Below are 24,442 nucleotides of genomic sequence, written 5' to 3' on the forward strand. Positions count from 1 at the left end.
CTACTCTGGCCCAGCCGATCCGAGATGACCGGCGGGAATCGGCCATCGCGTTTCCGGCCTCGACGCGGGCGGCTCGTACCATGGGCCCATGGCTGCCGATTCGGTCGTTGTCGCCGGGACCTTGGTGGATGTCACCGTGCCGACACTGCCGGGCCGCTGCCCCGGGGTCAGCATGGCCGGGTTCCGGGCGCGCGCGTCGGGCCCGGACCATCTGCCGGTGGTGCCGTTCCCGGCGGTGACGATGTTCATCGACCTCGGGGACATGGTGATGGCCGAGGATGCCGGCGGGAGCCGGGCCGCGGGCAGCGGCGTGGTGGGCCTGTGCCCGATCGGGGTGTACGGGCAGGCGCAGAAGGTGGACCTGCTGCAGGTGCGGCTCTCGCCGGTGGTGGCGTACGCGACGCTGGGCGGCTCGCCGGAGGTGTCCGGTGGCGTGATCGGGCTCGGCGAACTGTGGGGGCGCGAGGTCGAGCTGCTGCGCGAGCGCATGCACGAGAGCCGTTCCTGGGACGAACGATTCGCGATCCTGGACGACGCCTTGACCGCGCGGCAACGGAGCGGACCTGCCGTCGACCCGGAGGTGAGCTACGCCTGGCGGCGAATCATCCTGAGCGGCGGGCAGATTCGCGTCGAAGCACTGGCCGACGAGATCGGGTGGAGTCGCAAGCGATTGTGGTCGCGATTCCGAGCCCAGATCGGTCTGACGCCCAAGCGGGCCGCGCAGCTGGTCCGATTCGACGACGCCACCCATCGGCTCGCCGCGGGCAGCAGCGCCGCGCGGGTGTCGGCGGAGAGCGGATACGCCGATCAATCGCACTTCAGCCGGGAGACGATGACGTTCGCGGGCCTGACGCCGACGGCTCTCGCCGACGCGCCGTGGCTGGCGGTCGACCCGGTCGCGTGGGCGGGCGGGCGCGCGCTGAGTCGCGCCGGGAACATTTCTTCAATACACCCCGACGAAACCCGCCGATGCTGGGATCCATGTCCAGACACGACGGTGAGAACCAGACCCGGCCCGGCAAGTACGACCAGCCACCGCGCGGAATCCGCATCCTGCACTCGTTACGCAAGGACCCCGACTGGGAGGCCCTGACGCCCGAGGAGTTGACCGCCCACGTGGCGGGGGCGAATCGCCTGGCGGGTTCGAAGCTCATGCGAGTGGTCACCGGGATTCCGGCGCGCGGCGCCAGCATCGAATGGCAGCAGGTGACCTTCCCCGATCGCGCGGTCCCGATCCGGGTGTACCGTCCGGTCGGAGAGCACACGGGCGCCCTGCCGCTCGTCCTCCACGTGCACGGCGGCGGCTTCGCGGGGACCGCGGCCCAATGCGATTGGGGCAACAGCCATCTCGCGGCCGAGCTGCCCGCCGTGATCGTCTCCGTCGAGCATCGCCTGATCGCGCCGGACACCCCGCTGACCGCCGCCGTCGATGACGACTGGGATGTGTTGCGGCACATCCTGAATCAGCCCGGCGAATGGGGCATCGACCCGGCGCGCGTCATTCTCGCGGGCGAGAGCGGCGGCGCCTTGATCAGTGCTCTGACCGCGATCCGAGCCGCCGCGACCGGGCTGCCCCTGCTGGCGCAGGTGCTGATCAACCCGGCCTTCGACCTGACCGACACCATGTTCGACTACCCGACGATGACCCGCTACGCCGAGACCCCGACCTTGAATCTGCCGCGACTGAAACTGTTCCGGCGCTTGGCCGTCCCGCCGGGCGAGGACCCGCGCCCGCTCTCGCCGCTGTACGCCGACCTCACCGGCCAGCCGCCCGCCCTGGTCGTGATCCCGACCCTGGACCCGCTGGCCGACCAGGGCCGCCGCTACGCCGAACGCCTCCACGATTTCGGCATCCCCGTCCAACTGTCCGAGTACCCGGGCGCGCCGCACGCTTTCATCGCCATGCCCGGTCTGGTGCCGCAGGCCAAGGCCGCCCGCACCGATATCACCGCTTTCCTCCGCGCCCGCCTGTCCGACTCGATCACCACCCGCAGCACACTCCACAGGTAAACTTGCAAGTTTTCCTTCCTTGTGCCACCTTGGGAGGGTGAGCTCGAACGCAGAGGCCGGTCCATCGGCCGACGTCACGGCCGCCGCGAGTGAACTCCGCGTCGTGGCCAGCCGGCTGCTGCGCCACCTCCGCTCGGCGCGAGCCGGTTTCGAGATGACACCCTCCCAGGCCGTGGCCCTGAGCCGTCTCGGCCAGGAAGGCCCTCTCTCGGTCGCCGACCTGGCCCGCGCCGAGCGCGTGCGCCCGCAGTCCATGCGCACCACCCTGGCCGCCCTCGAAGACCGCGACCTGGTCACCCGTACCCCGCACCCCACCGATCAACGGCAGATCCTGCTGTCCCTGTCGGCCGAGGGTGAACGCCTCCTGCGCCTGGCCCACCACGCCAAGGAGGACTGGCTGGCGACCGCCATCACCACCAAACTCTCCCCCGCCGAACAGGATTCGCTGATCGCCGCGATCCCCCTGCTGGCCCGCCTGGTCGAGGACTGAACCCGATTCCCCACTCCCACCGAAGGATCCCGCTGTGACGGACACTCTCCTGGACCCGAATTCCGCCCTGGTCCTCATCGACCTGCAGCGCGGCATCGTGGCCGCCCCCACCCTGCCGCACCCCACCGACGACGTGGTCGCCAACTCGGCGGCCCTCGCCAAGGCCTTTCGCGCGTCCGGCCTCCCGGTGGTCCTGGTCCGAGTCTCCTTCTCCCCCGACGGTTCCGACCTGCCGCCCGGCCGCACCATGCAACCCGCCGGCGCCTTCACCCCGCCCCCGGGATGGGACGAGATCCTCCCCGACCTGGACCCCCACCCCGCCGACATCCGAATCACCAAGCACCAGTGGGGCGCCTTCCACGGCACCGACCTCGACCTCCAACTCCGCCGCCGCGGCATCACCACCGTCGTCCTGGGCGGCATCGCGACCAGCATCGGCGTCGAATCCACCGCCCGCGCCGCCCACGAGCACGCCTACAGCGTCGTGATCGCCACCGACGCCACCTCCGACCGCGACCCCGTCTCCCACGCTCACTCGGTGGAGAAGATCTTCCCCCGCCTGGGAGTCACCGCCACCACCGAGGAAATCCTGACCGCCCTGCCGATTCGGTAGAGCCGATCCACCCGGGCGACCCGGCCGCGATCCACCCTCATCAATGCCGGATGACTACGTAGTCGGCTAGTAGTCTGCATCGCGACGGGCACGGAAGGTGGTCGGGCGCGTGATAGCGAATCTGACTGTTCTGATCGGCGTGGTGGCGGTGTCGGCCGGGGTCTTGTTCGCGGGCGCTCGGGCGGTGCGGGTTGCGCCGGAGGCTGTCGAGCGGATGCCCTATCTGTCGGGGGCCGCGGCTGTCGAACATGCCGTGTCGCGATTCCATGTGCGCTGGTACACGATCACGATGATCTTCCTGGCGTTCGACATGGAAATGGCGTTCATGTATCCGTGGGCGGTGGTCGTGGGCGAGATCGGGGCCTCGGCGGTCGTGGAGATGTTCGGATTCCTGGCGGTGCTGCTGATCGCGGTGCTGTACGCGTGGCGGGAGGGGGCGCTGCGATGGACATGAGCGGGTGGCTTCGGCGGCGGATCGCGGTGGCGCCGCTGGTGGCGGTCGCGCCCGGGGGCACGGAGACTCGGCTCGCGATCGAGCGGGTGCTGCGCGAGAACGGGTGGCGACAGGCCGAAAGCCCGGCTGCCGCAGATCTTCTGGTCGTCGCCGGAACGGGCGGGGACGAGTTCGAGGCGGCGGTGAGGCGAATCCACGAGGCCATGCCGCTACCTCGACTACGGATCGACGTCACCGACCCCACCACGGCTGCGGCCGCTCTCGCCGGCGCGGCGACAGACCTACGCTCGCGACGCGCGGCGTCGCCGGGTGAGCATGCCGGCCACTCCCTGGAGATGGGCGGGCACGGCGAACACCGAGGCGACGAGCCGCCCGGGGATATGCCCGACCACAGTGCGCATGCGGGAAACGACGAGCACGCCTCCCACCCACCGCACTCCACGCAGGACATGCCCGATGTGCACGCTGGACATTCGACCGCGATGGGTGAGGCCGACGACCACGACGCGCACGGCGGGCATACGGATCACGGCGGGCACGGGGCGCACGGCGGGCACGGCGGTGGGATGCCGCTGCCGGGTGGGTTGGTGATGGCGGATCGGGAGGCCGATCGGGATGGGCTCGCGCTGGATGTGCTGACGGTTTCGTTGGGGCCGGTGCTGGTGGATTGGCCGGGCGGGTTGGTGGTGAGGGCGCGGTTGCAGGGGGATGTGGTTTCGGGAGTGACGGTTTCGGTGCCGGGGGCGGGGCATGGGGGCGAGCCGTATTGGCTCGGTCCATGGTTGCGTGCCGAGCGCGGGGAGGCCGTGGGGGAACGGGAGTTGCGGCGGTGGCGGGCCGCGCGGGCATTGGATGTGGTGGCGACGCTGCTGGAGGTCGCCGGGTGGGAGGACGCCGCGGCGGCGGGACGGCGGTTCCGGGATGACGTGCTGGCGGGTGTGGGGAGCCCGGGTGCGCAGCAGCACGGGGACGGGCACGGCGCGATGGATCATTCGCCGGAGTTGTTGGACAGCAATCTGTTCGCGGTCGATGCGGGGCTGGATCGGTGGGCGCGGCGGGTTGCGCGGTCTCGGGTACTGCGGTGGTCGCTGCGCGATGCCGGGCGGGTCGATGGGGGCGAGGGGGCTCCGCCGGGGTTGGTGGGTGATACCCATGATCGGCTGCTGGCCTGGGTCGCCGAGGCGGTCGGGGGTGGTCGGGTCGCGGACTTCACCTCGGAGGCACGGGAATTCGTCGCTCTCGAACGGGCGCGTAATCGGTGGATCGTGGAACACCTCCCGCGTCTGCTGACCGGGGCGGAGTTGGGGGAAGCGCGGTTGATCGTGGCCGGGCTCGGGGTGGATGTCGAGGTGGCCGTATGGGATGCGGCCGGGGCGGGAGTCGCGCATGGTTGAGCTCGCGCCGTGGTGGATGGCCGCGGTGCTGCCGGTGCTGGTGTTGGTCCTCGTGTGGGGTGTGGAGACCGCGGAGGCGTTGGCTCGGGCGAGGGTCTCCGGCGCGGACGCTGCGGTCGCGGCCTTCGCGCCGCTGCGGTCGGCGGCATTGCTCCTGGTTCAGCAGCGGCGGCGGATCGTCGGGTCGGATGTATTGCTGGGGCGCGCCGCTGGTTTCGTGTTGCTGGTGGCTGCCCTCGGCGCTGCCGCGCTGGTTCCGATCGGCGCTCGTGTGGTGCTCGATTCCACGGTGAGCCTGGCCTGGTTCAATGCGCTCGAGATCGGGTCGTGGGCGGCGGTGTGGCTGGCCGGGTGGGGTGCGAATTCGGCGTTCTCGCTGGTCGGCGGGTATCGGTTCGTCGCGCAGGGGCTGGCTTACGAGTTGCCGCACATGTTCGCGCTGATCTGCGCGGCGGTCGCGGCCGGGTCGCTGAGTGTCGCCGATATCGTTGCCGCGCAGCAGGATCAGTGGTTCGTGGTGACCATGCCGGTGGCGTTCCTGGTCTATCTGCTGTCGGTGCCCGCGATGTCGTTCAGCCCGCCGTTCGCCACTGCCCTGGGGCGGGATATCGCGGGTGGCGCGGTGGCCGAGCTGTCGGGCCCGGATCGGCTGCTCGTGACCCTGTCCCGCCGAGCGCTTTTCGTCGCCGGGTCGGCGATGGCGGTGCCGCTGTTCCTGGGCGGCGGCGCGGGTCCGTGGCTGCCGGGCTGGTTGTGGTCACTGGTGAAGACGGTGGCCGTGCTGGCGGTGCTGCTGTGGGTGGGACGCCGGTTCCCCGCGATTCGGATGTCGCGCTACATGGAGGTCGCGTGGATCGTGCTGCTGCCACTGATTCTGCTACAGGCCCTGGTCGTTTCGGTCCTGGCATTGTGAGACGGGAGGACGCGACATGTGGTCCCAGGTGATCTTCTGGCTGTGCGCGGTGGGCGCGGTGGCTTCCGGGATCGCGGTGTTCCGGGTGGACTCCATGGCGCGCGCGACCTTCGCGCTGCTGCTGTCGTTCGTGTTCGTGGCGGGCACGGTGCTGCTGGTGGATCTGGCTTATCTGGGTGTCCTGATCATCCTGATGATGATCATGGAGATGCTGATCATGGTCGTCTTCATGATCATGTACATGATGAACCCGGCGGGTCTGATGCCCATGACCATGGTGCACAACCGCACAGGCGCGACGGCCATCTCGGCCACCGTGTTCGCCGCCTTGACCGCGGTGGCGCTGCTGGTCGACTGGCCGACCCGCGACCGCGCGCTCCCGCCGGACCCGACCGCGTCGCTGGGCGAGGCGATCATGGGTTCCAAGATGCTGGTGATGATCATCGTCGGCCTGGTGCTGTTCACCACGATCGTGGCCACGGTGGTGCTGGCCACCCATCGCGGCCGTTACGACCGCTTCGGGGATCGGCTCGACCGCCGGGTCCCCGATGATCCCGTCGAAGGAGGTGTCGGCCGGTGAATCTGCCCGAATTCCTGGTCCTGGCGGCCACCCTGTTCAGTGTCGGACTGTTCGGCGTGCTGTCCCAGCAGTCCATCGTCATGATCATGATGGGCCTGGAGCTCATGATCAACGCGGTCATCGTGGCCGCGGCCGCGTTCTGGTACTTCGCCTGGCCCACCGCCGACGCCCAGGTCCTGGTGCTGGTGGCGGTCACCGCCATGGCGGTGGAGATGGCGGCGGGTTTCGCGGTGACCACGGCCATCTTCCGGGCCCGCGATGTCGACATGGTCGACTCGGCCGCGGATCTGAAGGGCTGAGCCCGTGCTGTGGTGGCTGATCGCGGTTCCCGCCCTGAGCGGCGCCGCGCTGCTGCTGTGCGGCCGTCGCGCGGACCGGCTCGCGCCCGCGGCGGCGGTGACGGTCGCCGCGGCGACCCTGGGCCTGGCCATCACGAATGCCGTTCACCGCCAGCATGTTTCGGCCCCGTTCCTGGCGGGCGCACCGATCCGCCTGGGTGTGGACGGGCTGTCGGCGGTCCTGATCGTCACCGTGGCCGCGGTCGTGCTCTGTGTCCTGCTCTTCGCCGCGGGTGATCTCGCCCCGTCCGAACCCCGGGCCCGATTCCACGGCCTGATGCTGATGTTCGCCGCCGCCATGCTCGCCACCGTGACCGCGCAGACCCTGCTCACCCTGCTGTTCGCCTGGGAGCTCATGGGCGCGGCCTCCTACGCCCTCATCGGTTTCCATTGGCGTGACGAGCAGCGCGCGGCCTCGGGCCTGGTGGCGTTCCTGACCACCCGCACCGGCGATCTCGGCATGTATCTGGCCGCCGGCGCGACCCTCGCGGGCGGTTCGGCGGCTCTCGCGCTGGACGCCATGCCCGCCCTGTCCGACGGCTGGCGTGACGCCGCGGCGGCGGGCATCGTGCTGGCGGCGCTGGGCAAGTCGGCGCAGCTGCCGTTCAGCTTCTGGTTGTCGCGGGCCATGGCGGGCCCGAGTCCGGTGTCGGCCCTGCTGCATTCGGCGACCATGGTCGCGGCGGGCGCCTACCTGCTGATTCGCCTGGAACCGCTGCTGGCCTCGACCGGCTGGGCCGGTCCGGCGACCGCGTGGGCCGGCGCGCTGACAGCGGTGGCGCTCGGCGCGGTCGCGGTGTGCCAGCGGGATCTCAAGCAGTTGCTCGCCGCCTCCACCTGCGCCCAGGTCGGGTTGATGGTGCTGGCCGCCGGGTCGGGAGCGATGGTCGCGCGCCGGGCCGCCGACGTGACGGCCGACGGTGGCGGAATCGCTGCGGGCAGTGGCCATCTGGTGGCGCACGCGGCGGTGAAGAGCCTGTTGTTCCTGGCGGCGGGCGCGTGGCTCACCGCCCTGGGCACCAAGCAGCTCGCCGGGCTGCGTGGCGCGGCTCGCGCGTACCCCCTGGTGGGCGTGCCCTTCACGATCGGCGCACTGGGTCTGGCGGGCGTGCCGCCGTTCGCCCTGTGGCCGACGAAGGACGCCGTGCTCGCGGTGTCCCGCGAAGTCTCGGCTCCGCTCCATGTGGCGGGTTTCGCCGCGGCCATCCTGGGGGCGGTCTACGCCGCCCGAGCCCTGACCCTGGTGTGGCTGCCGAAGACTCCCGGCAGCGAGAAGGTTTGGGACACCGAGGAACCCGGTACCCGCAGGGTGAGTCCAGCCGAGTGGCTGCCGCCGGCGGCGCTGGCGACCGCCGTGATCGCGGGCGGCGTCGCCGTCGCACCCAGCGTGCACGACCGGTTCGCCCGCATCGTGCACACGGGCGCGGCCCCGGCCGCCACGTGGTCCGGGCTCGCCCTGTCCGGCGCGGTCGCGATCCTGACGGTGGCCGTCGTCGCCACGCGGATCCGCCGCCGCGGCGACCTGCCCTCCCCCGCCGCGGCGGCGAACTGGCTCGGCCTCGAAGCCGCCGCCCGGAAATTGGTGGCCACACCGACTCTCGCGCTCGCGAACCTCCTCGCCGTGTTCGACGATCGCGTCCTCGCCCGCGGCATCCAGCTCGCCGCGACCTGCGGCCTGTCCGCCGCCCGCACCGTCGACCGCCGCGTCGAGGGCGCGATCGAGGCCGCGGTGTCCGCCATCGCCGCCGCCGCCCGCGACCTGGGCCGCTGGGCGCGCCGCCCGGAAACCGGTCTGGTGCACCAGTACTACGCGCAAGCGGTGGTGGCCCTCATGGTGCTGGCGGTCGTGCTGATGGTGCTGCGGTGACCCTGCCGCGACGAGAGACGAGGTGAACGTGCTCAGCGTTCTGGTGTTCCTGCCGCTGCTGGCGGGCGCGGCGCTGCTCGCCGTGCCCCGGCTGAGCGACGGCGTCGTCCGCGCGGCCTGGGTGGGTGCCGGTGTCGCCGAGGTCGCGCTGACGGTGGCGCTGTGGATCGGCTTCACCCGGAACCCGCCCGCCGCGGGCGAATTCGCCTACGAGGCACACCACACCTGGATCCCCACGCTGCGCTCCGGCTACCACATCGGCGTCGACGGCCTCAGCCTCCCGTTGGTCTCGCTCACCACCGTGTTGTTCCTGGCCTGCGCGTGCTACGCCTGGCGTCGCCGGGATCGATTGCGCTGGTTCGCGGCCCTGTTCCTGTTCCTGGAGTCGGTGTGCCTGGGCGTGTTCGTGTCACTGGACCTGGTGCTGTTCTTCGTGTTCTTCGATCTGACGATCGTCGGCATGTACTTCGTCATCAACGGCTGGGGTCACGAGCGGGCCCGGCAGGCTGCGTTGCAGTTCTTCCTTTACACCTTCGTCGGTTCGCTGGCCCTGCTGCTGGGTTTCATCGTGCTGTACCTGGCCGCGGACCCGCACACCTTCGACATGGTCGAGCTGACGGCGGCGAACCCACTGGCGGGCAATACGGCTCGCGGCGCGGTGGCGCTGGCCGCCATCGGCGTGGGCCTGGTGATCAAGACGCCCACGTTCCCGTTCCACACCTGGCTGCCGCTCGCGCACACCGAGGCCCCGGCCGAGGGTTCGGCCATCCTGGCGGGCGTCCTGCTCAAGCTGGGCACCTACGGTTTCCTGCGGATCGCCATGCCGCTGCTACCGGAGGCGTGGCGGCGCTACGCCCTGGTCCTGGTGGTCATCGGCGTGATCAGTGTGCTCTACGGGGCGCTCGTCGCGATGGCGCAGCGCGATGTCAAACGCATGATCGCCTACACCTCGGTCAATCACATGGGGTACGTGGTGCTGGCGGTCGGCGCGGCGGGTTTGGTGGCGGGCAATTCCGAGCACACGCGCACCCTCGTGATCACCGGCGCGGTCACGCAGATGGTCAGCCACGGCCTGATCACCGGCGCGCTGTTCCTGCTCGCCGGCGTCCTCTACGAACGCCGCCACACCTACGAGCTGGACGCCTTCGGTGGACTCGCCGGGCAGGCGCCGGTGTTCGCCGCCGTCACCGCGGCCGCGTTCTTTGCCTCGCTGGGCCTACCGGGCTTCTCGGGATTCATCGCCGAGTTTCAGATCTTCGTCGGATCCTTCGCTCCCGCACCGGTGTTCACGGCGCTGGCGTTCCCGGGCATCGTCATCACGGCGGCGCTGCTGTTGCGCGCCTATCAGCGGCTCTTTCTCGGAGCCCCGCGCACGGAGGCGAGCTTCGCCGATTTCACCGCGCCCGAGGCGATCTCGATCATTCCCCTGATGGCGCTGTCGGTGGCGATCGGCATCGCGCCGCGCGTGCTGCTGGATGTCGTGGAGCCCGCCGCCCGCGCTCTCGGCGTCCTGGTGGTGCGCTGATATGGGCGGGATGGGACCGATGTCCGAGGACATGATGGTCCAGGACCTGCTCACCCTGATTCCCGAAGCGGCGCTGGCGCTTTCCGCGGTCCTGGGACTGGTCCTGGGTTCCTTCCTGCCCCGGGACAGGCAGTGGCCGGTGCGCCTGCTGGCCGCGGCGGGCGCGGTGACCGCGATCGTCCTGACGGTGAAGGTCTGGAACGACCCGGCCGAGACCGTCTTCGACGGCAGCTACAGCATCGACGTCGGCACCCATGCCGTCCGCGTGACCGTCGCGGCCTCCCTGCTGATCCTGCTGGCCCTGTCGCTACCCGGAACCCGCGCCACCGCACGCGAATCCGAGTTCATCGTGCTGCTCACCCTGACCGGTGTCGGCACGATCCTGCTCGCCGGAGCCACCGATCTGCTGATCCTCATCAGCGCCTACCTGCTGGCCAGCATCCCGCTCTACGCGCTCACCGGATTCGGCAAGGACGCCCTGGGTACCGAGGCGGCCTTGAAGTTCTACCTGTTCGGCGCGCTCTTCGGCACCACCATGCTCTTCGGCGCGGTCCTGGTCCTGGGCGCGGGCGGCGCGACCGCCTACCCGATGCTCATGCGGACGGCCGCCACCGCCCCGCGCGCCGCGCTGGGGATCGGCGCCGTCGCGGTGCTGGGCGGACTGCTGTTCAAGGCGGGCGCGGTCCCGGCCCACTTCTGGGTTCCCGATGTCACCCAGGGCACCCGCCCGGAGGTCGCGGCCCTCGTCACCACGGTGCCGAAACTCGGTGCGGTCGTGGCCATCTACCGGCTCGCCACCGAAGTCCTCGACGCCGGGGATCTGGACTGGCGCATCCTGGTCGCCGTGATCGCGGCCGCCACCATGACGCTCGGCAATTTCGCGGCCTTCTTCCAAACCGATGTCCGCCGCCTGCTCGGCTATTCGACCATCTCCCAGGTCGGCTACCTGCTGGTCGGTGTCGCCGCCGCGAACCGCTCCACCCTGGCCCTCGGCGGCGTCCTCCTCTACCTCGCCGCGTACGCGCTCACCAATCTCGGCGCGTTCGCGGTCGTCTGCGCACTGCCCCGCCTGCGCACGCTCACCGACTACACCGGGTTGCTGCGCGCCCGCCCCGGACTCCTTGTCGCACTGGTGGTCTGCCTGCTCGGCCTGGTGGGCACCCCGCCGACGGGCGTCTTCCTCGGCAAGCTCACCGTCTTCACCGCCGCCTTCGACGCGGGCCTGGCCTGGTTGGTGGTGATCGCCGTCCTGAACGCGGTGGCCAGCGTCTTCTACTACCTCCGCTGGATCATCCCGGCGCTGAAGGGACATGCGGACCTGCCCGCCTCCGCACCGATCCCCCGCGTCACGGCCTACCTCGCCGCGGTGGGCTCCATCGTCGTCGGCCTGCTCGCCGGTCCCCTACTCGACGCCTTCGAAGCCTCCCCGCTCGCACACTGATTCACCGATCCCCCCGGAGTGGCGGCCACCGCCACTGCACCCGGCCGGGCAAGATGACCCTATGGAACGAGTGCTCGGCATCGGCGGCTACTTCCTGCGCGCGAAGGACCCCGACGCCCTCGGCGCCTGGTACCGCGAGAACCTCGGCCTCGGCGGCGACGAGCACGGCCTGTGGCAGCAGGAACCCGGTCAGACCGTCTTCTCGACTTTCCCGGCCGACACCGATTACTTCGGTTCTCGCGACCAGCAGACCATGCTCAACTTCCGGGTCCGCGACCTGGACGCCATGCTCGCGCAATTGCGGGCCAAGGGCGCGAACGTCGCCGAGGAGACCGAGGACATGGAGGGTGTCGGCCGATTCGGCTGGGTCACCGATCCCGAAGGCCACCGCATCGAGTTGTGGCAGTCGGCCTGACCCTCCGCTCGGTCAGACCGAGACCGGCTCGGGCAGGCGCTCTTCCTCGCGGCGCACCGGCTGATCCTCCTGCGGCCCTTCGATATTCAATTCCGGCAGGATCCGGTCGAGCCGGCGCGGCAGCCACCACGCGGCCCGGCCCAGCAGGGCCAGCACGGCGGGGACGAGGGTCAGCCGCACCGCGAACGCGTCCACCAGCACACCCACGGCCAGCGCGAAGGCGATCGGCTTGATCATGGCGTCGTCGGTGGGCACGAACGAGGCGAAGACCACGACCATGATGGTCGCCGCCGCGGTGACCACCCGGGCATTGTGCCGGGTGCCCTCCACGATCGACCCCGTCGCGTCGCCCTCGCGCAGCCACTGTTCGCGAATGCCGGAGACGAGGAACACCTCGTAGTCCATGGCCAGCCCGAACAGCACACCCACCAGGATGATCGGCAGGAACGCGACCACCGGTCCGGTCTTGGCGACACCGAGAAGATCGGCGGCCCAACCCCATTGGAACACCGCCACCGTCACCCCGAGCGCGGCCGCGACCGACAGCAGGAAGGTCAGCGCCGCCTTCACCGGCACCGCGATCGAGCGGAACACCACGACCAGCAGCAGCAGACTCAACCCGACCACGACGCCGAGGAACGGGAGCAGCGACGCCGAAAGCCGTTGCGAGACATCGATGGTGACCGCCGTGTCACCGGTGACGGCCACCCGGGCGCCGGGGACCGCGGCGGGGGCCTGGCCGCGGATCGAGTGCACGAGGTCGGCGGTCTGCCGGGATTCCGGCGCGCTGCCCGGGACGACCAGAACCAGCGACTGCCCGGTCCGCTGCGTCGACTGCGGCGGCGCCACGAAGGCGACGTCCGGCAGCCCGCGCACGGTCTCGGCCACCCGCGCGGCCGCTCCGGCATCACCGCCGGCGTCGACGACCACCACGAGCGGGCCGTTGAATCCGGGACCGAACTTCTCGGAGATGGTGTCGTAGGCCGCGCGCTGCCCGGTCGTAGCGGCCGCGGATCCATTGTCGGGCAGCGCCATTCGCAGGGAGGCCACGGGAATCGCCAGCACGATCAGCGCTCCCGCCACCGCCGCCACCGTCAGGATCGGCCGCGCGGTGACCAGGCGAGCCCAGCGCGCACCCAGACTGTTCGCGCCGGTGGTCGCGGCCCGGCGCTCGGCCCGCGACCCGGCCGGCGGCGTCAGCCGAGGACCGGCGAATCCGGCCAGCGCGGGGAGCAGGGTGATCGCCACGGCGACGGCGACCAGTACCGCGCCCGAGGCGGCCAGGCCCATGACGGTCAGGAATGGAATCCCGATGACGCTCAGCGCCGCGAGCGCGATGATCACCGTGGTTCCGGCGAAAACGACCGCGCTGCCCGCGGTCTGGTTGGCCCGCACGACCGATTCTCGGGGCGAGAGCCCCGTGGCCAGCTGCGATCGATGCCGCGACAGAATGAACAACGCGTAGTCGATCCCGACCGCCAGCCCGAGCATGAGCGCCAGCGTCAGGGCGGTCGAGGACACCGGCACGACCGCGGCCACCCCCAGCAGCCCGCCCACCGTCACGGCGATGCCGAAGATCGCCGACAGCAGAGGCATCCCGGCCGCCAGCAGCGATCCGAAGGTGACGAGCAGCACCAGCACGGCCACACCCAGGCCGAGGACTTCGGTGAGACCCGGTTGCATCTGGCCGACGCCGTACACGGTGCCGCCGACCGACACGTCGAGTCCGGCGTCCCGCGCCGAGTCCGCGGACCGCTCCACGGTGGTGCGGGCGGCGTCGCTCACCTGGGAGCGGTCACCGGTGAAGGACACCATCCCGATCGCGGTCCGTTGATCGGGTGAGATCGTTCCCGCCTGCTGCGGCGTCGTGACCCCGACCGCGCCCGGCGCGGTTCCGGCGGTCTCCAGGGTGTGCGCGATGGCCGCGCGGTAGGGCGCTTCCGAGATGAGGTGACCCGGCGGCGCGGTGAAGACCAGTTGGGCCGTGGCCCCCGCCGCGCCCGGCGCGGTCTCGGCCAAGGTGTCCAGCGCATGCTGCGATTCGGCCCCCGGCACGGTGAACCGGTCGTCGAGGTGGCCGCCCCCGACGGCGGCGCCACCGATCACGGCGATCAGCAGCGCGATCCAGATCGAGACGACCAGGCCCCGGCGTCGGAAGGCGAAGTCGCCGATCCTCCCCAGCACTGCGCTCATGGTTGATTCCCCTCGTGCAGACACGAATGTTGACGGGTGTGAACTTTATGGGTGTTAACTTGCCATCGAATCTGTACAGGTGTCAACATCAATGTCGTGGCCATCACTGAAGACGCGCCGCAACGACCCGCTCGCGAGGCCCCCTACCATCACGGGGATCTGCGCAACGCCCTCGTTCGCGCCAGCGCGGAGCTCGCCGAGATCGGCGGGCCCACCGCCGTCACCGTTCGCGCCGCCGCCCGCGCGGTCGGCGTCACGGCCACGGCCGCCTACCGCCACTTCAAGGGGCAGGAGGAGCTGCTGGCCGCGGTCCACGACCGAGCGGCCGAGGCCCTGTTCGAGGCCCTCGACACGGCGATGAAAGGCGTTCCGCAACAACCGGACCCGACCGCCACCGCCATCGCCCGGCTGGCGACCGCCGGCCGCGCCTACATCGAGTACGCCGACAGCGAACGCGGCCTGTTCCGAACCGCCTTCTGCACCATCGACATCAACATCGACAAGGACGTCACCGAGGACCCGATCTTCCAGCTGATCGGCGTCGGACTGGACGCCCTGGTCACCGTGGGCTTCATGGATCCCCGCCAACGCCCCGGCGCCGAATTCACCGCCTGGGCGGCGGTCCACGGCCTGGCGACCCTCCTCATCGACGCCCCCCTGGCCGACGCCACCGACGCCGATCGGGAAGCGGCCATCCACCACGCGATCGCCACCGTCCTGCGCGGCCTCGCGACCGGCCCCCGCGCCGAGCCCTACCGCTCGAACGACCCGCACATCGCCCTTCCGGTCTGAACCGGCGCGGTTCGCCGGGCGGCGGCGTCGGCATCAGCGGTACGAAAGTCAGCCGTACCTCGAAACTCATCCACATCCCGATATTCGAAGTCGGGGATTGCGCGAATGGGTATACGGTGACATCGTTCGGAACTGATGACGTTGTGACATAAGGTGTCTGAGTCACATCGAGTGAATCGCCTGTTGCGCCGGAACGTTTCCCGGCGATTACCAGCGGTGAAATCTTGATTTCACGGTCCGGTCACGAATGCGCGGACATTCGAAATCGGCTCCTGAACAATCGAATTCCAACCGATTGGAACTCGATCGACAGGGTGCGATCACTCCCGTACGATCTGGCCATACGGGGAGAACCGGCCGGTCGAACGGGGGAATCGGAGTTGAGGAGTCGCTTACCGGCGACCATTCGCAATGCCGCGGAATGGACGCGACGCCTGGCGCGCACCGCACCGGGTGTCATCGGCGCGGTGGGCGCGACCCTCGCCCTGCTCGCCTTGATCGGCGGCCTGGTGACGGCGAATCAGCAAAGCGCCAAGCTCTCTCGCCACGACACCGTGCTGGCGCACACCGAGCCGCTGGCGAATGCCGCGCAGCGCCTCTACGTGGCGCTGTCGACCGCCGACGCCGCGGCCTCCACCGCGTACCTGTCCGGCGGCATCGAGTCGCCCGAGGTCCGGATGCGCTACGAGAACGCGCTCACCGACGCGGCGGCCGCGCTGGCCGAGGCCACGACCGGCGCCTCGGACAACGAGACCCGCACGATCCTCGCCAAGATCTCGTCCGAATTGCCCAATTACACCGGCTATGTCGAGGCGGCCCGCGCCAATAACCGCCAGGGTCTGCCGGTCGGTTCCGCCTACCTGCGCCAGGCCTCGGCCCTCATGCAGGGCTCGCTGCTGACGAACGCGGCCGAACTGGAGGGCATCCGCCTCGACCAGCTGCACCGCGACCAGCGCGCCATCACCGGCCTGCCGCTGTGGAGCGTCGGCCTGCTGGTGCTGTTGCTGGCGGCGTGCGGCTACGGTTCCTGGCTGCTGGTGAACCGCACCAACCGCTGGATCAATCCGGGCGTGGTCACCGCCGCGGGCCTCACCGTGATCGCCCTGCTCTGGATTCTGACCACCACCATCGCGGCCTCCGCGTCGATCGACACCGGCGCGACCGCCCGCTTCGAGAAGATCGCGCAGGCTCGGATTCTGGCCCAGCAGGCCCGCACCGAGGAGACCCTGCAACTGATCACCCGCAGCGACAGCAAGGCCAGCGAGGACCGCTTCGCCGCGGGCAGCGCCACACTGCGCGCCGATCTGAGGGATCTGGTGAGCGCGGACTCGCCCGCGTCCAAGGCTTTCTCCGGCTGGCAGGACGGCCATCAGAAAGAAGTGGCCGCCTACCTGAGCAATAACTATCGGGGCGCGGTGGACCAGACCGTGAAGGCCGACGGCACCGGATCCGCCGCGCAGTTCGCCGCCCTCGATGCCGCCTTGAAGACCGAACTCGAGCGCACCCGCCAGGAAGTGCGCGACGATGTGAACACGGCCGGAAACGCTCTCACCCTGAGTCCCCTGGGCACGCTGACGCTCCTGCTGGCGGCGGCGGGCTCGATCGTCGTCGGGGTGTGGCCACGGTTGAAGGAGTTCTTGTGAAGCGGATGCGGATCATGGTGCTGGCGGCGGTAGCGCTGCTGGCCGCCGCGTGCGGTTCGACGCCGGAGGCTCCGCCCTTCCAGCTGCCTCCCGACAATCGACTGCCCGCGGGCGCGAAGGTGCTGACCGCGGGCCCCAACCAGCGGGTCGACCAGTCCTGCAACCCGACCGCGAGCCTGCGGCCGCAGGGCCCGCAGCCGCAGCCGGGTTCCATGCCGGCCGGATCGACCATGGCGGCCATCGTCGCCAACGGCAAGATCCGGGTCGGGGTGAACCAGAACGAATTCCTGTTCGGCTACCGCAATCCGGCGACCGGCGAGATCGAGGGCTTCGACATCGATCTGGCGCACGAGGTGGCCAGGGACCTGTTCGGCGATCCGGACCGGGTGGAGCTCAAGCCCATCGAGACCGCGAACCGGGTGCAGGCGCTGACCAAGGGCCAGGTCGACATGGTGGTCCAGAGCTTCACCGCGACCTGCGCGCGCCGCAAGGACATCCAATTCTCCACGGTCTACTTCGAGACCGACCAGCGGGTACTGGTGACCAAGGGCTCCGGCATCCGCTCAGCCGCCGACCTGGGCGGCAAGAAGGTGTGCGGCATCCCCAACTCGACCACCCTCGACGCCGTCTTCGCGCTCCCGCAGCGCCCCATCGTGATCGGCATCGACAACTGGCTGGACTGCCTGACCGCGCTGCAACAGGGCGAGGTCGACGCCGCGAGCACCGACCTGCCGCTGCTGTACGGCCTGAAGATCCAGGACCCGAATCTCGAGGTGGTCGGCGACGCCATGGCCTCGGACAACTACGCCATCGGGATCCAGCAGCAGGCCACCGATTTCGTGCGCTTCGTCAACGGCGTGCTGGAGCGGGTGCGCAACGACGGCACCTGGCAGCGGCTCTACAACAAGCGGCTGAGCGTGCTCGGGCCGTCCAACGGTCCCCCGGCGCCCAAGTACAGCGATTGAGTTCGGCCATGCAACCGAATCCGGGGCACATTCTCAGCGTCGCCGAGATCGACCGCGACATCGCCGAGCGGGCCCGCGAGATCGAGATCATCGCCGCGACCCTGGTGGAGCTGGACAAGCATCCCGGTCTGGTCCTGCTGCGGCGATTCCCGCCCACCGGCGTGACCGAGCAGCGCTGGGCTCCGGCCCGCGCGGCGCTGGAACTGCTGTGGGAGGACTTCGGCCGCCTGGGCACTGTGCTGGATCACGCGCGGTCCGCGCGGGCCCGGCGGCGACTGGACGCCCTCGACCGCGAGGAGCTCACCCGGCTGCTGCGCGGGCAGCCGATCGAGCTGGCGCGCACCGCGATTCCCATGTCGCAGCGCGCGCTGGGCGGGCCGCGCGAACAGGTCCAGCTGATCGGGATCGCCGAGCTGCTCGAGCGGATGCACGCGGCCTTCCCGCTCGTGGTGCGGGTGCTCGAAGCCGTGGAGGCGGTCAACGACCGGGTGATGTCCGAGGTCGCGCCGCTGCGCGCGGAACTGGACCGGGTCGGCTCGCCCATGCCGCAATTGCGGTCGCTGGCAGCCGATCTCGACGAACTGTCGGTGCAGGTCGCCACCGATCCCCTCGCGCTGGCGCCGGACGCACTGGACCGCCGGTTGACCGAGCTGTCGCGCCGCATGCGCGAGGCCGCGGCCGTCCTGGCCGATCTGCGGGCCATGTCCGCGGACTGGGACACCGCGGTCGAACGCGTCCGGACGCTGATCGACGTGCTGCGCAAGACCTATGAGCGCGCCGACCACGCGCGCGCCGAAGTGGAGAGCATCATCCTGGCCGCGCCCCTGCCCCGCCACGCCGACGACAGTTCCGTCTACAGCGCGGAATTGACCGCGCTCGACGCCGAGCAGCCCACCCCGGCCGCGCTGTGGGAACTGCGCCAGCGCATCGCCGCCGCCCTCGACACCGCGACCCGCAACGAGCAACTGGCCCAGGGACTGCTCGACCGGCGACTGGAACTGAAGGGACGCTTCAGCTCCTATCGCGCCAAGGCCGCGCGCCTGGGCGTCAGCGAGGAACAGGATGTGCTGGCCTCGAGTCGCATCGCTGCCGGACTGCTCGCGCGCCGGCCCTGCGACCTGGCCGCGGTCACCCGCGCCATCACGGACTACCGCCAGCTCATCGCGCACAAATCGGGGAGGCGATCATGAACTGCACCGAGCCCGGCTGCACCGGGACCATCGAGGACGGGTACTGCACCGTCTGCGGCACCGCCCCGAGCCCGGGGGCGGGCACCGGGGGCGGATCGAGCGCGGCCGGGGGCTCCGGGGCCGCCCCGACCGGGAGTGTGCCGGGCTCGGCGACCGGCAACCCGGTCACGAACACGGGCACGGGCATCCCGACCGGCGCGGGCGGCGCGGCGTCGGACAGCTGCACCGAACCAGGTTGCACGGGAACGATTCTCGACGGCTACTGCGATGTCTGCGGCAGCGCGCCCGCTCCGGTCTCGGTGACGGCCACCACCGCGCAGGCCGGTAGCGCGACCACCGGCACCGGATCCACGGCGACCAGCCGGGCCTCCCGCAGTGGGCGCTCGGTCCGCACCGGCCGCTCCGGTTCCTCCGGCGCGAGCCGCGGCCGCCTCGGCGCGGGCATGGTGAAGGTCCCCTCGGTCCCCCGCCGCGATCCCACCGAAGCGGTCCTCGCCGACCCGGAAGTGCCCGAGCACCACCGTGATTGCGGCAAGTGCGGCCGCCCGGTCGGCCGCAGCCGCAATGGGGAGCCGGGCCGGGCCGAGGGGTTCTGCGCGCATTGCGGTACCCGCTTCTCCTTCACCCCCAAGCTGTCGAGCGCCGATCTGGTCGGCGGCCAGTACCAGGTGCTGGGCCCGCTCGCGCACGGCGGCCTGGGCTGGATCTATCTGGCGGTGGACCACAAGGTCGACAACCGCCCGGTGGTGCTCAAGGGCCTGCTCAATACCGGTGACGCCGACGCCATGCGGGCGGCGGTGGCCGAGAAGCGTTTCCTCGCGCAGGTCGATCACCCGAATATCGTGCGGATCTACAACTTCGCCGAGGACACCGGCCCCGACGGCAAGCCGGTCGGCTACATCGTCATGGAGTACGTGGGCGGCAAGTCGCTCAAGCAGATCCTGCGCGAGCAGCGCACGGCCGATCAGCAGTATCTGCGCCCCGCGCGCGCCATCGCCTACATCCTGGAGATGCTGCCCGCGCTGGAGTACCTGCACGATCGCGGCCTGGCCTACTGCGATTTCAAGCCCGACAACGTGATGCAGACCGAGGAGCAGCTCAAGCTCATCGACCTGGGCGCGGTGATCGGCCTGCACGACCAGACCGAAACCATCTACGGCACACCGGGTTACCAGGCCAAGGAGATCGCGCAGACCGGGCCGACGGTGGCGTCGGAGGTGTACACGGTGGGCCGCACGCTGGCGGCGCTGATCATGCGGATCCCGCCGGTGAACAACGAGCTGGGCCCGCTGCCCGGCCCGGACGCCGAACCGCTGATGGCCCGCCACGAGTCGCTCTACCGGTTCCTGCTGCGCGCCACCGACATCGACCCCGACGCGCGCTTCACCTCCATGACCGAGATGGGCGATCAGCTCACCGGCGTGCTGCGCGAGGTGTTGGCCCGCGACGACGGGCGGCCCCGGCCGGGGTTGTCCACCCGGTTCGGCCCGCCGCGCGCGGTATTCGGCGTCGGCGACCAGCTAGCCGATGATCCGCGCGACATCATCGCCGCGCTACCGGTCCCGCTGATCGATCCGGGCGACAGCGGCGCCGCCCTGCTCGCCTCGACCAGCGCGGTCACCCCCGAGGACCTGGAGCGCGAGATCAACGCGGGCCTGCAGTCGGTGGTCACCGGCCAGGCCAAGTCGGTCGAGATCCCGCTCCGATTGATCCGCGCCGCACTGGAATTCGGCGACGCCGACGACGCCCTGCGCCGCCTCGACGAGGTGGAGTCCACGCTCGCCGGGGACTGGCGGCTGACCTGGTTCGCGGGTCAGGCCCGCCTGCTGCAACGCGATTGGGCCGCCGCCACCGCCGAATTCGACGCCCTCTACAGCGCGCTGCCGGGTGAGGCGGCCCCGAAGCTGGCCCTGGCCGTCACCGCCGAGCTGCTGGCCGCCGACGGCGCCACCGCAGAAGCGGCCCGCGCGGAAGCCTATTACGACCTGGTGTGGCGTACCGACCGCACCTTCACCAGCGCGGCCTTCGGCGCCGCCCGCTCGCGCCGCGCGGCCGGTGACAACCCGGGCGCGGTCGCGGTGCTGGATCAGGTCGACGCCGCTTCGGCGGTGCACACCGAGGCGGGTGTCACCGCCGTCGAGACCTTGCTGGCCGTGAACGATCCCGCCGAGCTCACCGAACAACTGGTGCGCGACGCGGGGACCCGGATCGGCAAGCTGACCCTGGACTCGAAACGCCGCGCCGCACAGGCCCGGCTGCGAGTCCTGGACGCGGCGCTGCGCTGGCTGCGCCACGACGGACCAGATAAGCCGGGCAGAGTGCCCACCGACCACTCCCCGCTGCTGGGGGTGGCGCTCGATCAACAAGGGGTACGGACCGGTTTGGAACGCTGCTATCGCGATCTCGCGCACGAGACCGACGACATGTGGGAGCGCATCGCCCTGGTGGAACAGGCCAATGCCGTGCGCCCGAGGACGCTGCTGTGACGGCCCGCTGCCCGCGCTGCGGCACCTTCGCCGCGGACACCGACCGCTTCTGCGAGGCGTGCGGGAGCAAACTGGGGGTCCGGCTGATCGCACTGCCGCCCAGGGAGTTCCGGCCCGGTTCCGGCTCCACGGTGCCGGTGGCCGACGCGGCCCGCGCTGCGCGCCGCGAGGGCGGGGACGGCGCCGGCTTGGCGGCGGGTCCCGCGCCCGACTGCCACGGCTGCGGGGGCACGGCGTTCGATCCGGACGGCTACTGCGCCAGTTGCGGTGAGCTGGGCCCGGAGCGCGATCGCTTCGAAGCGGATCTGGGCACGGCGTGCTTGGTGACCGATCGTGGTCTGCTGCATGCCCGCAACGAGGACGCGGTCGCCGCGGCCGTGCTCGACAGCTCGTCACCGGATCGTCCCGCCACCGCGGTGATCGCGGTCTGCGACGGGGTGTCCACCTCCGAGGATCCGCAGGCCGCCTCGGGCGCGGCGGTCCGCGCGGGCCTGGACGCCACCCTGGCCGCACTCGCGGCCGACCGGTCCGCCGAGGAGTGCGCCCTGGCCGGGCTGACCGCCGCCGCCGACGCGGTCACGGCCGTGGGCACCCCGGACGGCAAGTCCCCGTCGTGCACCTATGTCTCGGCGATCGTGCAGTTCCAGCCCGACGGCGGCGCGGCCGTCACCGTCGCGAACGTCGGTGACAGCCGGGCCTATTGGCTGCGCCCCGGCGACGACTCCGAACGGCTCACCGTCGATGACACCCTGGCCCAGGCCATGGTGGACAACGGCCTGCTGGACGCGGCCACCGCCATGGACGGCCCGCACGCGCACGTGCTCACCCGCTGGCTCGGCGCCGACTCCGAACACCAGTGGTCCCCCAGTTGCGTGCGCACCCTGCGTACCAGCGAACCCGGCGTGCTGCTGCTGTGCAGCGACGGCCTGTGGAACTACCTCCCCGAGGCGGCGGCCCTGTCCCGCTTCACCAGCTCGCTGCCCGCGCTGCCCGCGGCGCGCGCCCTGGTGGAGCACGCGCTCGGCGCGGGCGGCAAGGACAACATCACCGTCGCGCTCGTCCCCGTCCCATCCCTAGCACCGTCAGGAGACACTCCGTGACTTCCGCTGAGAACCAAGGCCTTTCGGTCGCGGTCGACCAGAACGAATTCCTCGCCGAGGGCGCGCGCACGGTCGACGCCATCGTGACCGTGGAGGCCACCGACGATCTGGTGGTGTCGGTGGCGCCCGCGCCCCGGGTCGAGATCCTGATCATCGACACCTCCGGCTCGATGGGCGGCGCGGGCAAGTTCGCGGGCGCGCGCCAGGCCACCCTGGCCGCCCTGGACGTCATGCCCGACGGCACCCGGTTCGCGATCGTGGAGGGCACCGACAAGGCGCAGGTGGTGTTCCCGCACAGCGGCGCGTCCGCGGTGGCGAGCCGGCAGGAGCGCGCCAATGCCCGTCGCGCCCTGGACAAGCTGTCCCCGCACGGCGGCACCGCCATCGGCACCTGGCTGGGCCTGTCGCGGCTGATCGCCAAGCAGCACCCGGGCGCGATGGTGCACGCGATCCTGCTCACCGACGGCCGCAACGAGCACGAGACGCCGGAGCGGCTGGCCGAGGAGATCCAGTTGTCGACGGGTGTCTTCACCTGCGACTGCCGCGGCGTCGGCGCGGACTGGGAGCCGAACGAGCTGCGCGCCATCGCCTCCGCGCTGCACGGCACCGTTGACATCGTGAAGACCGCGGACCAGCTGGCCCAGGATTTCGCGGCCATGATGGAGACCTCCATGGAGAAGGCGATTCCGGAGCTCACGCTGCGGGTGTGGACGCCGGTGGGCGCGCGGATCGCGTTCATCAAACAGGTCGCGCCGTTCATCGAGGACCTCACCGCGCGCCGGGTCGAGGCGGGTCCGCAGATCGGCGAGTACGGGCTGGGTTCGTGGGGCGCGGAGGATCGCGACTACCACGTGCAGCTCGACGTCGAGCCCGCGGCGGCCGGTCGGGAGAAACTGACCGCACGGGTGAGCGTGCTGGCCGACGGCGAGATCCTCGGGCAGGGTCTGGTGAAAGCGGCCTGGACCACCGACACCGACAAGTCGGCGATCATCAGCCGCCGCGTCGCCCACTACACCGGCCAGGCCGAACTGGCCCAGACCGTGCAGGAGGGCCTGGCCGCGCGCAAGCAGGGCGACTTCGCCACGGCCACCGCCAAACTCCAGCGCGCCTACCACCTGGCCACCGAGTCCGGCAATGAGAACACCGCCAAGCTGCTGCTCAGCGTGGTCGACGTGGTCGACGAGCGCACCGGCACCATCCGGCTACGCAACAAGGTCGATCCCGCCGACGAGATGGCCCTCGACGTGCGCTCCACGAAGACGGCCCGCGTCCGCAAGGAGCCGTGATGGCGTTCTGCACCGACGGGCACGAGACCACCGCCAGCGATTACTGCGACACCTGTGGTGCGCCGGTCGGGGACGGGTCGGCCACCGCCGCAACGCCTCCGGCGCTGTGCCCGTCCTGCGGGGTGCCTGCCGAGGGGCGGTTCTGTGAGAACTGCGGGCACGATTCGGCGCTGCCGCCGCCACCGCCCGCGCCGACCACGACGGGCGGGCACGAGCGGTCGGCGGGGACTGTCGCGGAGCCCGAGGGGTCGACCGCTCAGACCGAGGGCGAGACCCGGCAGAGCCCGAACGGGGGCCCGGTCTGGGTGGCGACGGTGACCGCCGATCCGGGGCACTACGCGCGCATGCGGGCCCAGAAGGGTCCGGACCTGGACCGGGTCGACTTTCCCGACTACTACCCCGATCGCCGAATCCCGTTGCGGGGGCCCAATATCCTGATCGGGAAGCGCAGTGTCTCGCAGGGTGTGCACCCGGATATCGATCTGTCGGTCGCGCCCGCCGATATCGCGGTGTCGCGGTCGCACGCGATCCTCCATATCAGTGGCAGCACCTTGACCGTCACCGATCTCGGGTCCACCAACGGCACCTGCATCAACGAGAGCCCGACCCCGATCGCGCCCAAGACCGCCATTCCCCTGCGGGACGGCGATCGCATCCACGTGGGCGGCTGGACGACCATCACCCTGAGCACGGAACAGGACTGACCCCACCAATTCGGGCAATTCGGCAAACTTGGACCGTCGTCCA

Annotated in this window: 22 protein-coding genes; 21 read left to right on the forward strand and 1 reads right to left on the reverse strand. The window is 70.7% G+C overall.

Annotated elements, in window-relative coordinates; all coding sequences use genetic code 11:
* Positions 1-88: 88 nt before the first annotated feature.
* The 13 genes from ACQPYY_RS21485 to ACQPYY_RS21545 all read left to right on the forward strand — a co-directional run bounded on the left by ACQPYY_RS21485 (position 89) and on the right by ACQPYY_RS21545 (position 12,040).
* Positions 89-1,093: a helix-turn-helix domain-containing protein gene (locus tag ACQPYY_RS21485; RefSeq protein ID WP_433590743.1), complete on the forward strand. Its 1,005-nt coding sequence runs from the start codon at positions 89-91 to the stop codon at positions 1,091-1,093.
* A complete protein-coding gene (locus ACQPYY_RS21490) occupies positions 982-2,010 on the forward strand; it encodes an alpha/beta hydrolase (protein ID WP_433590744.1) in 1,029 nt (342 codons plus the stop codon). Before ACQPYY_RS21485 ends, ACQPYY_RS21490 begins: the two co-directional genes overlap by 112 nt.
* A 37-nt stretch (positions 2,011-2,047) precedes the next feature.
* Positions 2,048-2,500 (forward strand): MarR family winged helix-turn-helix transcriptional regulator, encoded by a 453-nt coding sequence (locus ACQPYY_RS21495; protein ID WP_433590745.1) that lies wholly within the window; start codon positions 2,048-2,050, stop codon positions 2,498-2,500.
* 34 nt (positions 2,501-2,534) lie between these two features.
* A complete protein-coding gene (locus ACQPYY_RS21500; RefSeq protein WP_433590746.1) occupies positions 2,535-3,113 on the forward strand; it encodes a hydrolase in 579 nt (192 codons plus the stop codon).
* Between the two features lie 109 nt (positions 3,114-3,222).
* Entirely contained in the window at positions 3,223-3,567 is a 345-nt protein-coding gene (locus ACQPYY_RS21505) for an NADH-quinone oxidoreductase subunit A (RefSeq protein WP_433590747.1), read from the forward strand.
* Entirely contained in the window at positions 3,564-4,961 is a 1,398-nt protein-coding gene (locus tag ACQPYY_RS21510) for a hypothetical protein (RefSeq protein ID WP_433590748.1), read from the forward strand. The genes ACQPYY_RS21505 and ACQPYY_RS21510 overlap by 4 nt, the downstream gene beginning before the upstream one ends.
* A complete protein-coding gene (locus ACQPYY_RS21515) occupies positions 4,954-5,874 on the forward strand; it encodes a complex I subunit 1 family protein (RefSeq protein ID WP_433590749.1) in 921 nt (306 codons plus the stop codon). Before ACQPYY_RS21510 ends, ACQPYY_RS21515 begins: the two co-directional genes overlap by 8 nt.
* Before the next feature lie 16 nt (positions 5,875-5,890).
* Positions 5,891-6,454 carry an NADH-quinone oxidoreductase subunit J gene (locus tag ACQPYY_RS21520; protein WP_433590750.1) on the forward strand — a complete coding sequence of 188 codons (564 nt, stop codon included), beginning with the start codon at positions 5,891-5,893 and terminating at the stop codon, positions 6,452-6,454.
* Positions 6,451-6,753 (forward strand): NADH-quinone oxidoreductase subunit NuoK, encoded by a 303-nt coding sequence (gene nuoK / locus ACQPYY_RS21525; protein WP_433590751.1) that lies wholly within the window; start codon positions 6,451-6,453, stop codon positions 6,751-6,753. Before ACQPYY_RS21520 ends, nuoK begins: the two co-directional genes overlap by 4 nt.
* A 4-nt stretch (positions 6,754-6,757) precedes the next feature.
* Positions 6,758-8,659, forward strand: a complete 1,902-nt coding sequence (locus tag ACQPYY_RS21530) for an NADH-quinone oxidoreductase subunit 5 family protein (RefSeq protein ID WP_433590752.1) — start codon at positions 6,758-6,760, stop codon at positions 8,657-8,659.
* A gap of 28 nt (positions 8,660-8,687) precedes the next feature.
* Entirely contained in the window at positions 8,688-10,184 is a 1,497-nt protein-coding gene (locus ACQPYY_RS21535) for a complex I subunit 4 family protein (protein ID WP_433590753.1), read from the forward strand.
* Positions 10,185-10,203: 19 nt separating this feature from the next.
* Positions 10,204-11,625: an NADH-quinone oxidoreductase subunit N gene (locus ACQPYY_RS21540; RefSeq protein WP_433590754.1), complete on the forward strand. Its 1,422-nt coding sequence runs from the start codon at positions 10,204-10,206 to the stop codon at positions 11,623-11,625.
* Positions 11,626-11,686: 61 nt separating this feature from the next.
* Positions 11,687-12,040 (forward strand): VOC family protein, encoded by a 354-nt coding sequence (locus ACQPYY_RS21545; protein ID WP_379104566.1) that lies wholly within the window; start codon positions 11,687-11,689, stop codon positions 12,038-12,040.
* A 12-nt stretch (positions 12,041-12,052) separates the two neighbouring features.
* Here ACQPYY_RS21545 and ACQPYY_RS21550 read toward each other — a convergent pair whose 3' ends face one another.
* Complete coding sequence (locus ACQPYY_RS21550) at positions 12,053-14,233, reverse strand: MMPL family transporter (RefSeq protein WP_433590755.1); 2,181 nt, start codon at positions 14,231-14,233, stop codon at positions 12,053-12,055.
* A gap of 96 nt (positions 14,234-14,329) precedes the next feature.
* Between ACQPYY_RS21550 and ACQPYY_RS21555 the strand changes: the two genes are divergently transcribed.
* From ACQPYY_RS21555 to ACQPYY_RS21590, 8 genes are all read left to right on the forward strand, one after another.
* Positions 14,330-15,025, forward strand: coding sequence for a TetR/AcrR family transcriptional regulator (locus ACQPYY_RS21555; protein ID WP_433590756.1), 696 nt, complete (start codon positions 14,330-14,332; stop codon positions 15,023-15,025).
* 380 nt (positions 15,026-15,405) lie between these two features.
* The gene (locus ACQPYY_RS21560; RefSeq protein WP_433590757.1) at positions 15,406-16,668 is read left to right on the forward strand and encodes a hypothetical protein; all 1,263 of its coding nucleotides are present in this window, start codon (positions 15,406-15,408) and stop codon (positions 16,666-16,668) included.
* 5 nt (positions 16,669-16,673) lie between these two features.
* Positions 16,674-17,633: a glutamate ABC transporter substrate-binding protein gene (locus ACQPYY_RS21565; protein ID WP_433594697.1), complete on the forward strand. Its 960-nt coding sequence runs from the start codon at positions 16,674-16,676 to the stop codon at positions 17,631-17,633.
* Positions 17,634-17,641: 8 nt separating this feature from the next.
* On the forward strand, positions 17,642-18,823 hold the full coding sequence (locus ACQPYY_RS21570; RefSeq protein ID WP_433590758.1) for a hypothetical protein: 1,182 nt from the start codon (positions 17,642-17,644) through the stop codon (positions 18,821-18,823).
* Positions 18,820-21,309, forward strand: a complete 2,490-nt coding sequence (locus ACQPYY_RS21575; RefSeq protein WP_433590759.1) for a tetratricopeptide repeat protein — start codon at positions 18,820-18,822, stop codon at positions 21,307-21,309. Before ACQPYY_RS21570 ends, ACQPYY_RS21575 begins: the two co-directional genes overlap by 4 nt.
* Positions 21,306-22,409 (forward strand): PP2C family serine/threonine-protein phosphatase, encoded by a 1,104-nt coding sequence (locus ACQPYY_RS21580; protein ID WP_379104578.1) that lies wholly within the window; start codon positions 21,306-21,308, stop codon positions 22,407-22,409. The genes ACQPYY_RS21575 and ACQPYY_RS21580 overlap by 4 nt, the downstream gene beginning before the upstream one ends.
* Positions 22,406-23,695, forward strand: coding sequence for a vWA domain-containing protein (locus tag ACQPYY_RS21585; RefSeq protein WP_433590760.1), 1,290 nt, complete (start codon positions 22,406-22,408; stop codon positions 23,693-23,695). Before ACQPYY_RS21580 ends, ACQPYY_RS21585 begins: the two co-directional genes overlap by 4 nt.
* A complete protein-coding gene (locus ACQPYY_RS21590) occupies positions 23,695-24,399 on the forward strand; it encodes an FHA domain-containing protein (RefSeq protein WP_433590761.1) in 705 nt (234 codons plus the stop codon). Before ACQPYY_RS21585 ends, ACQPYY_RS21590 begins: the two co-directional genes overlap by 1 nt.
* Positions 24,400-24,442 lie beyond the last annotated feature (43 nt).

Origin of the sequence: Nocardia sp. CA-145437, assembly GCF_050956485.1 — a bacterium.
GTDB lineage: Bacteria > Actinomycetota > Actinomycetes > Mycobacteriales > Mycobacteriaceae > Nocardia.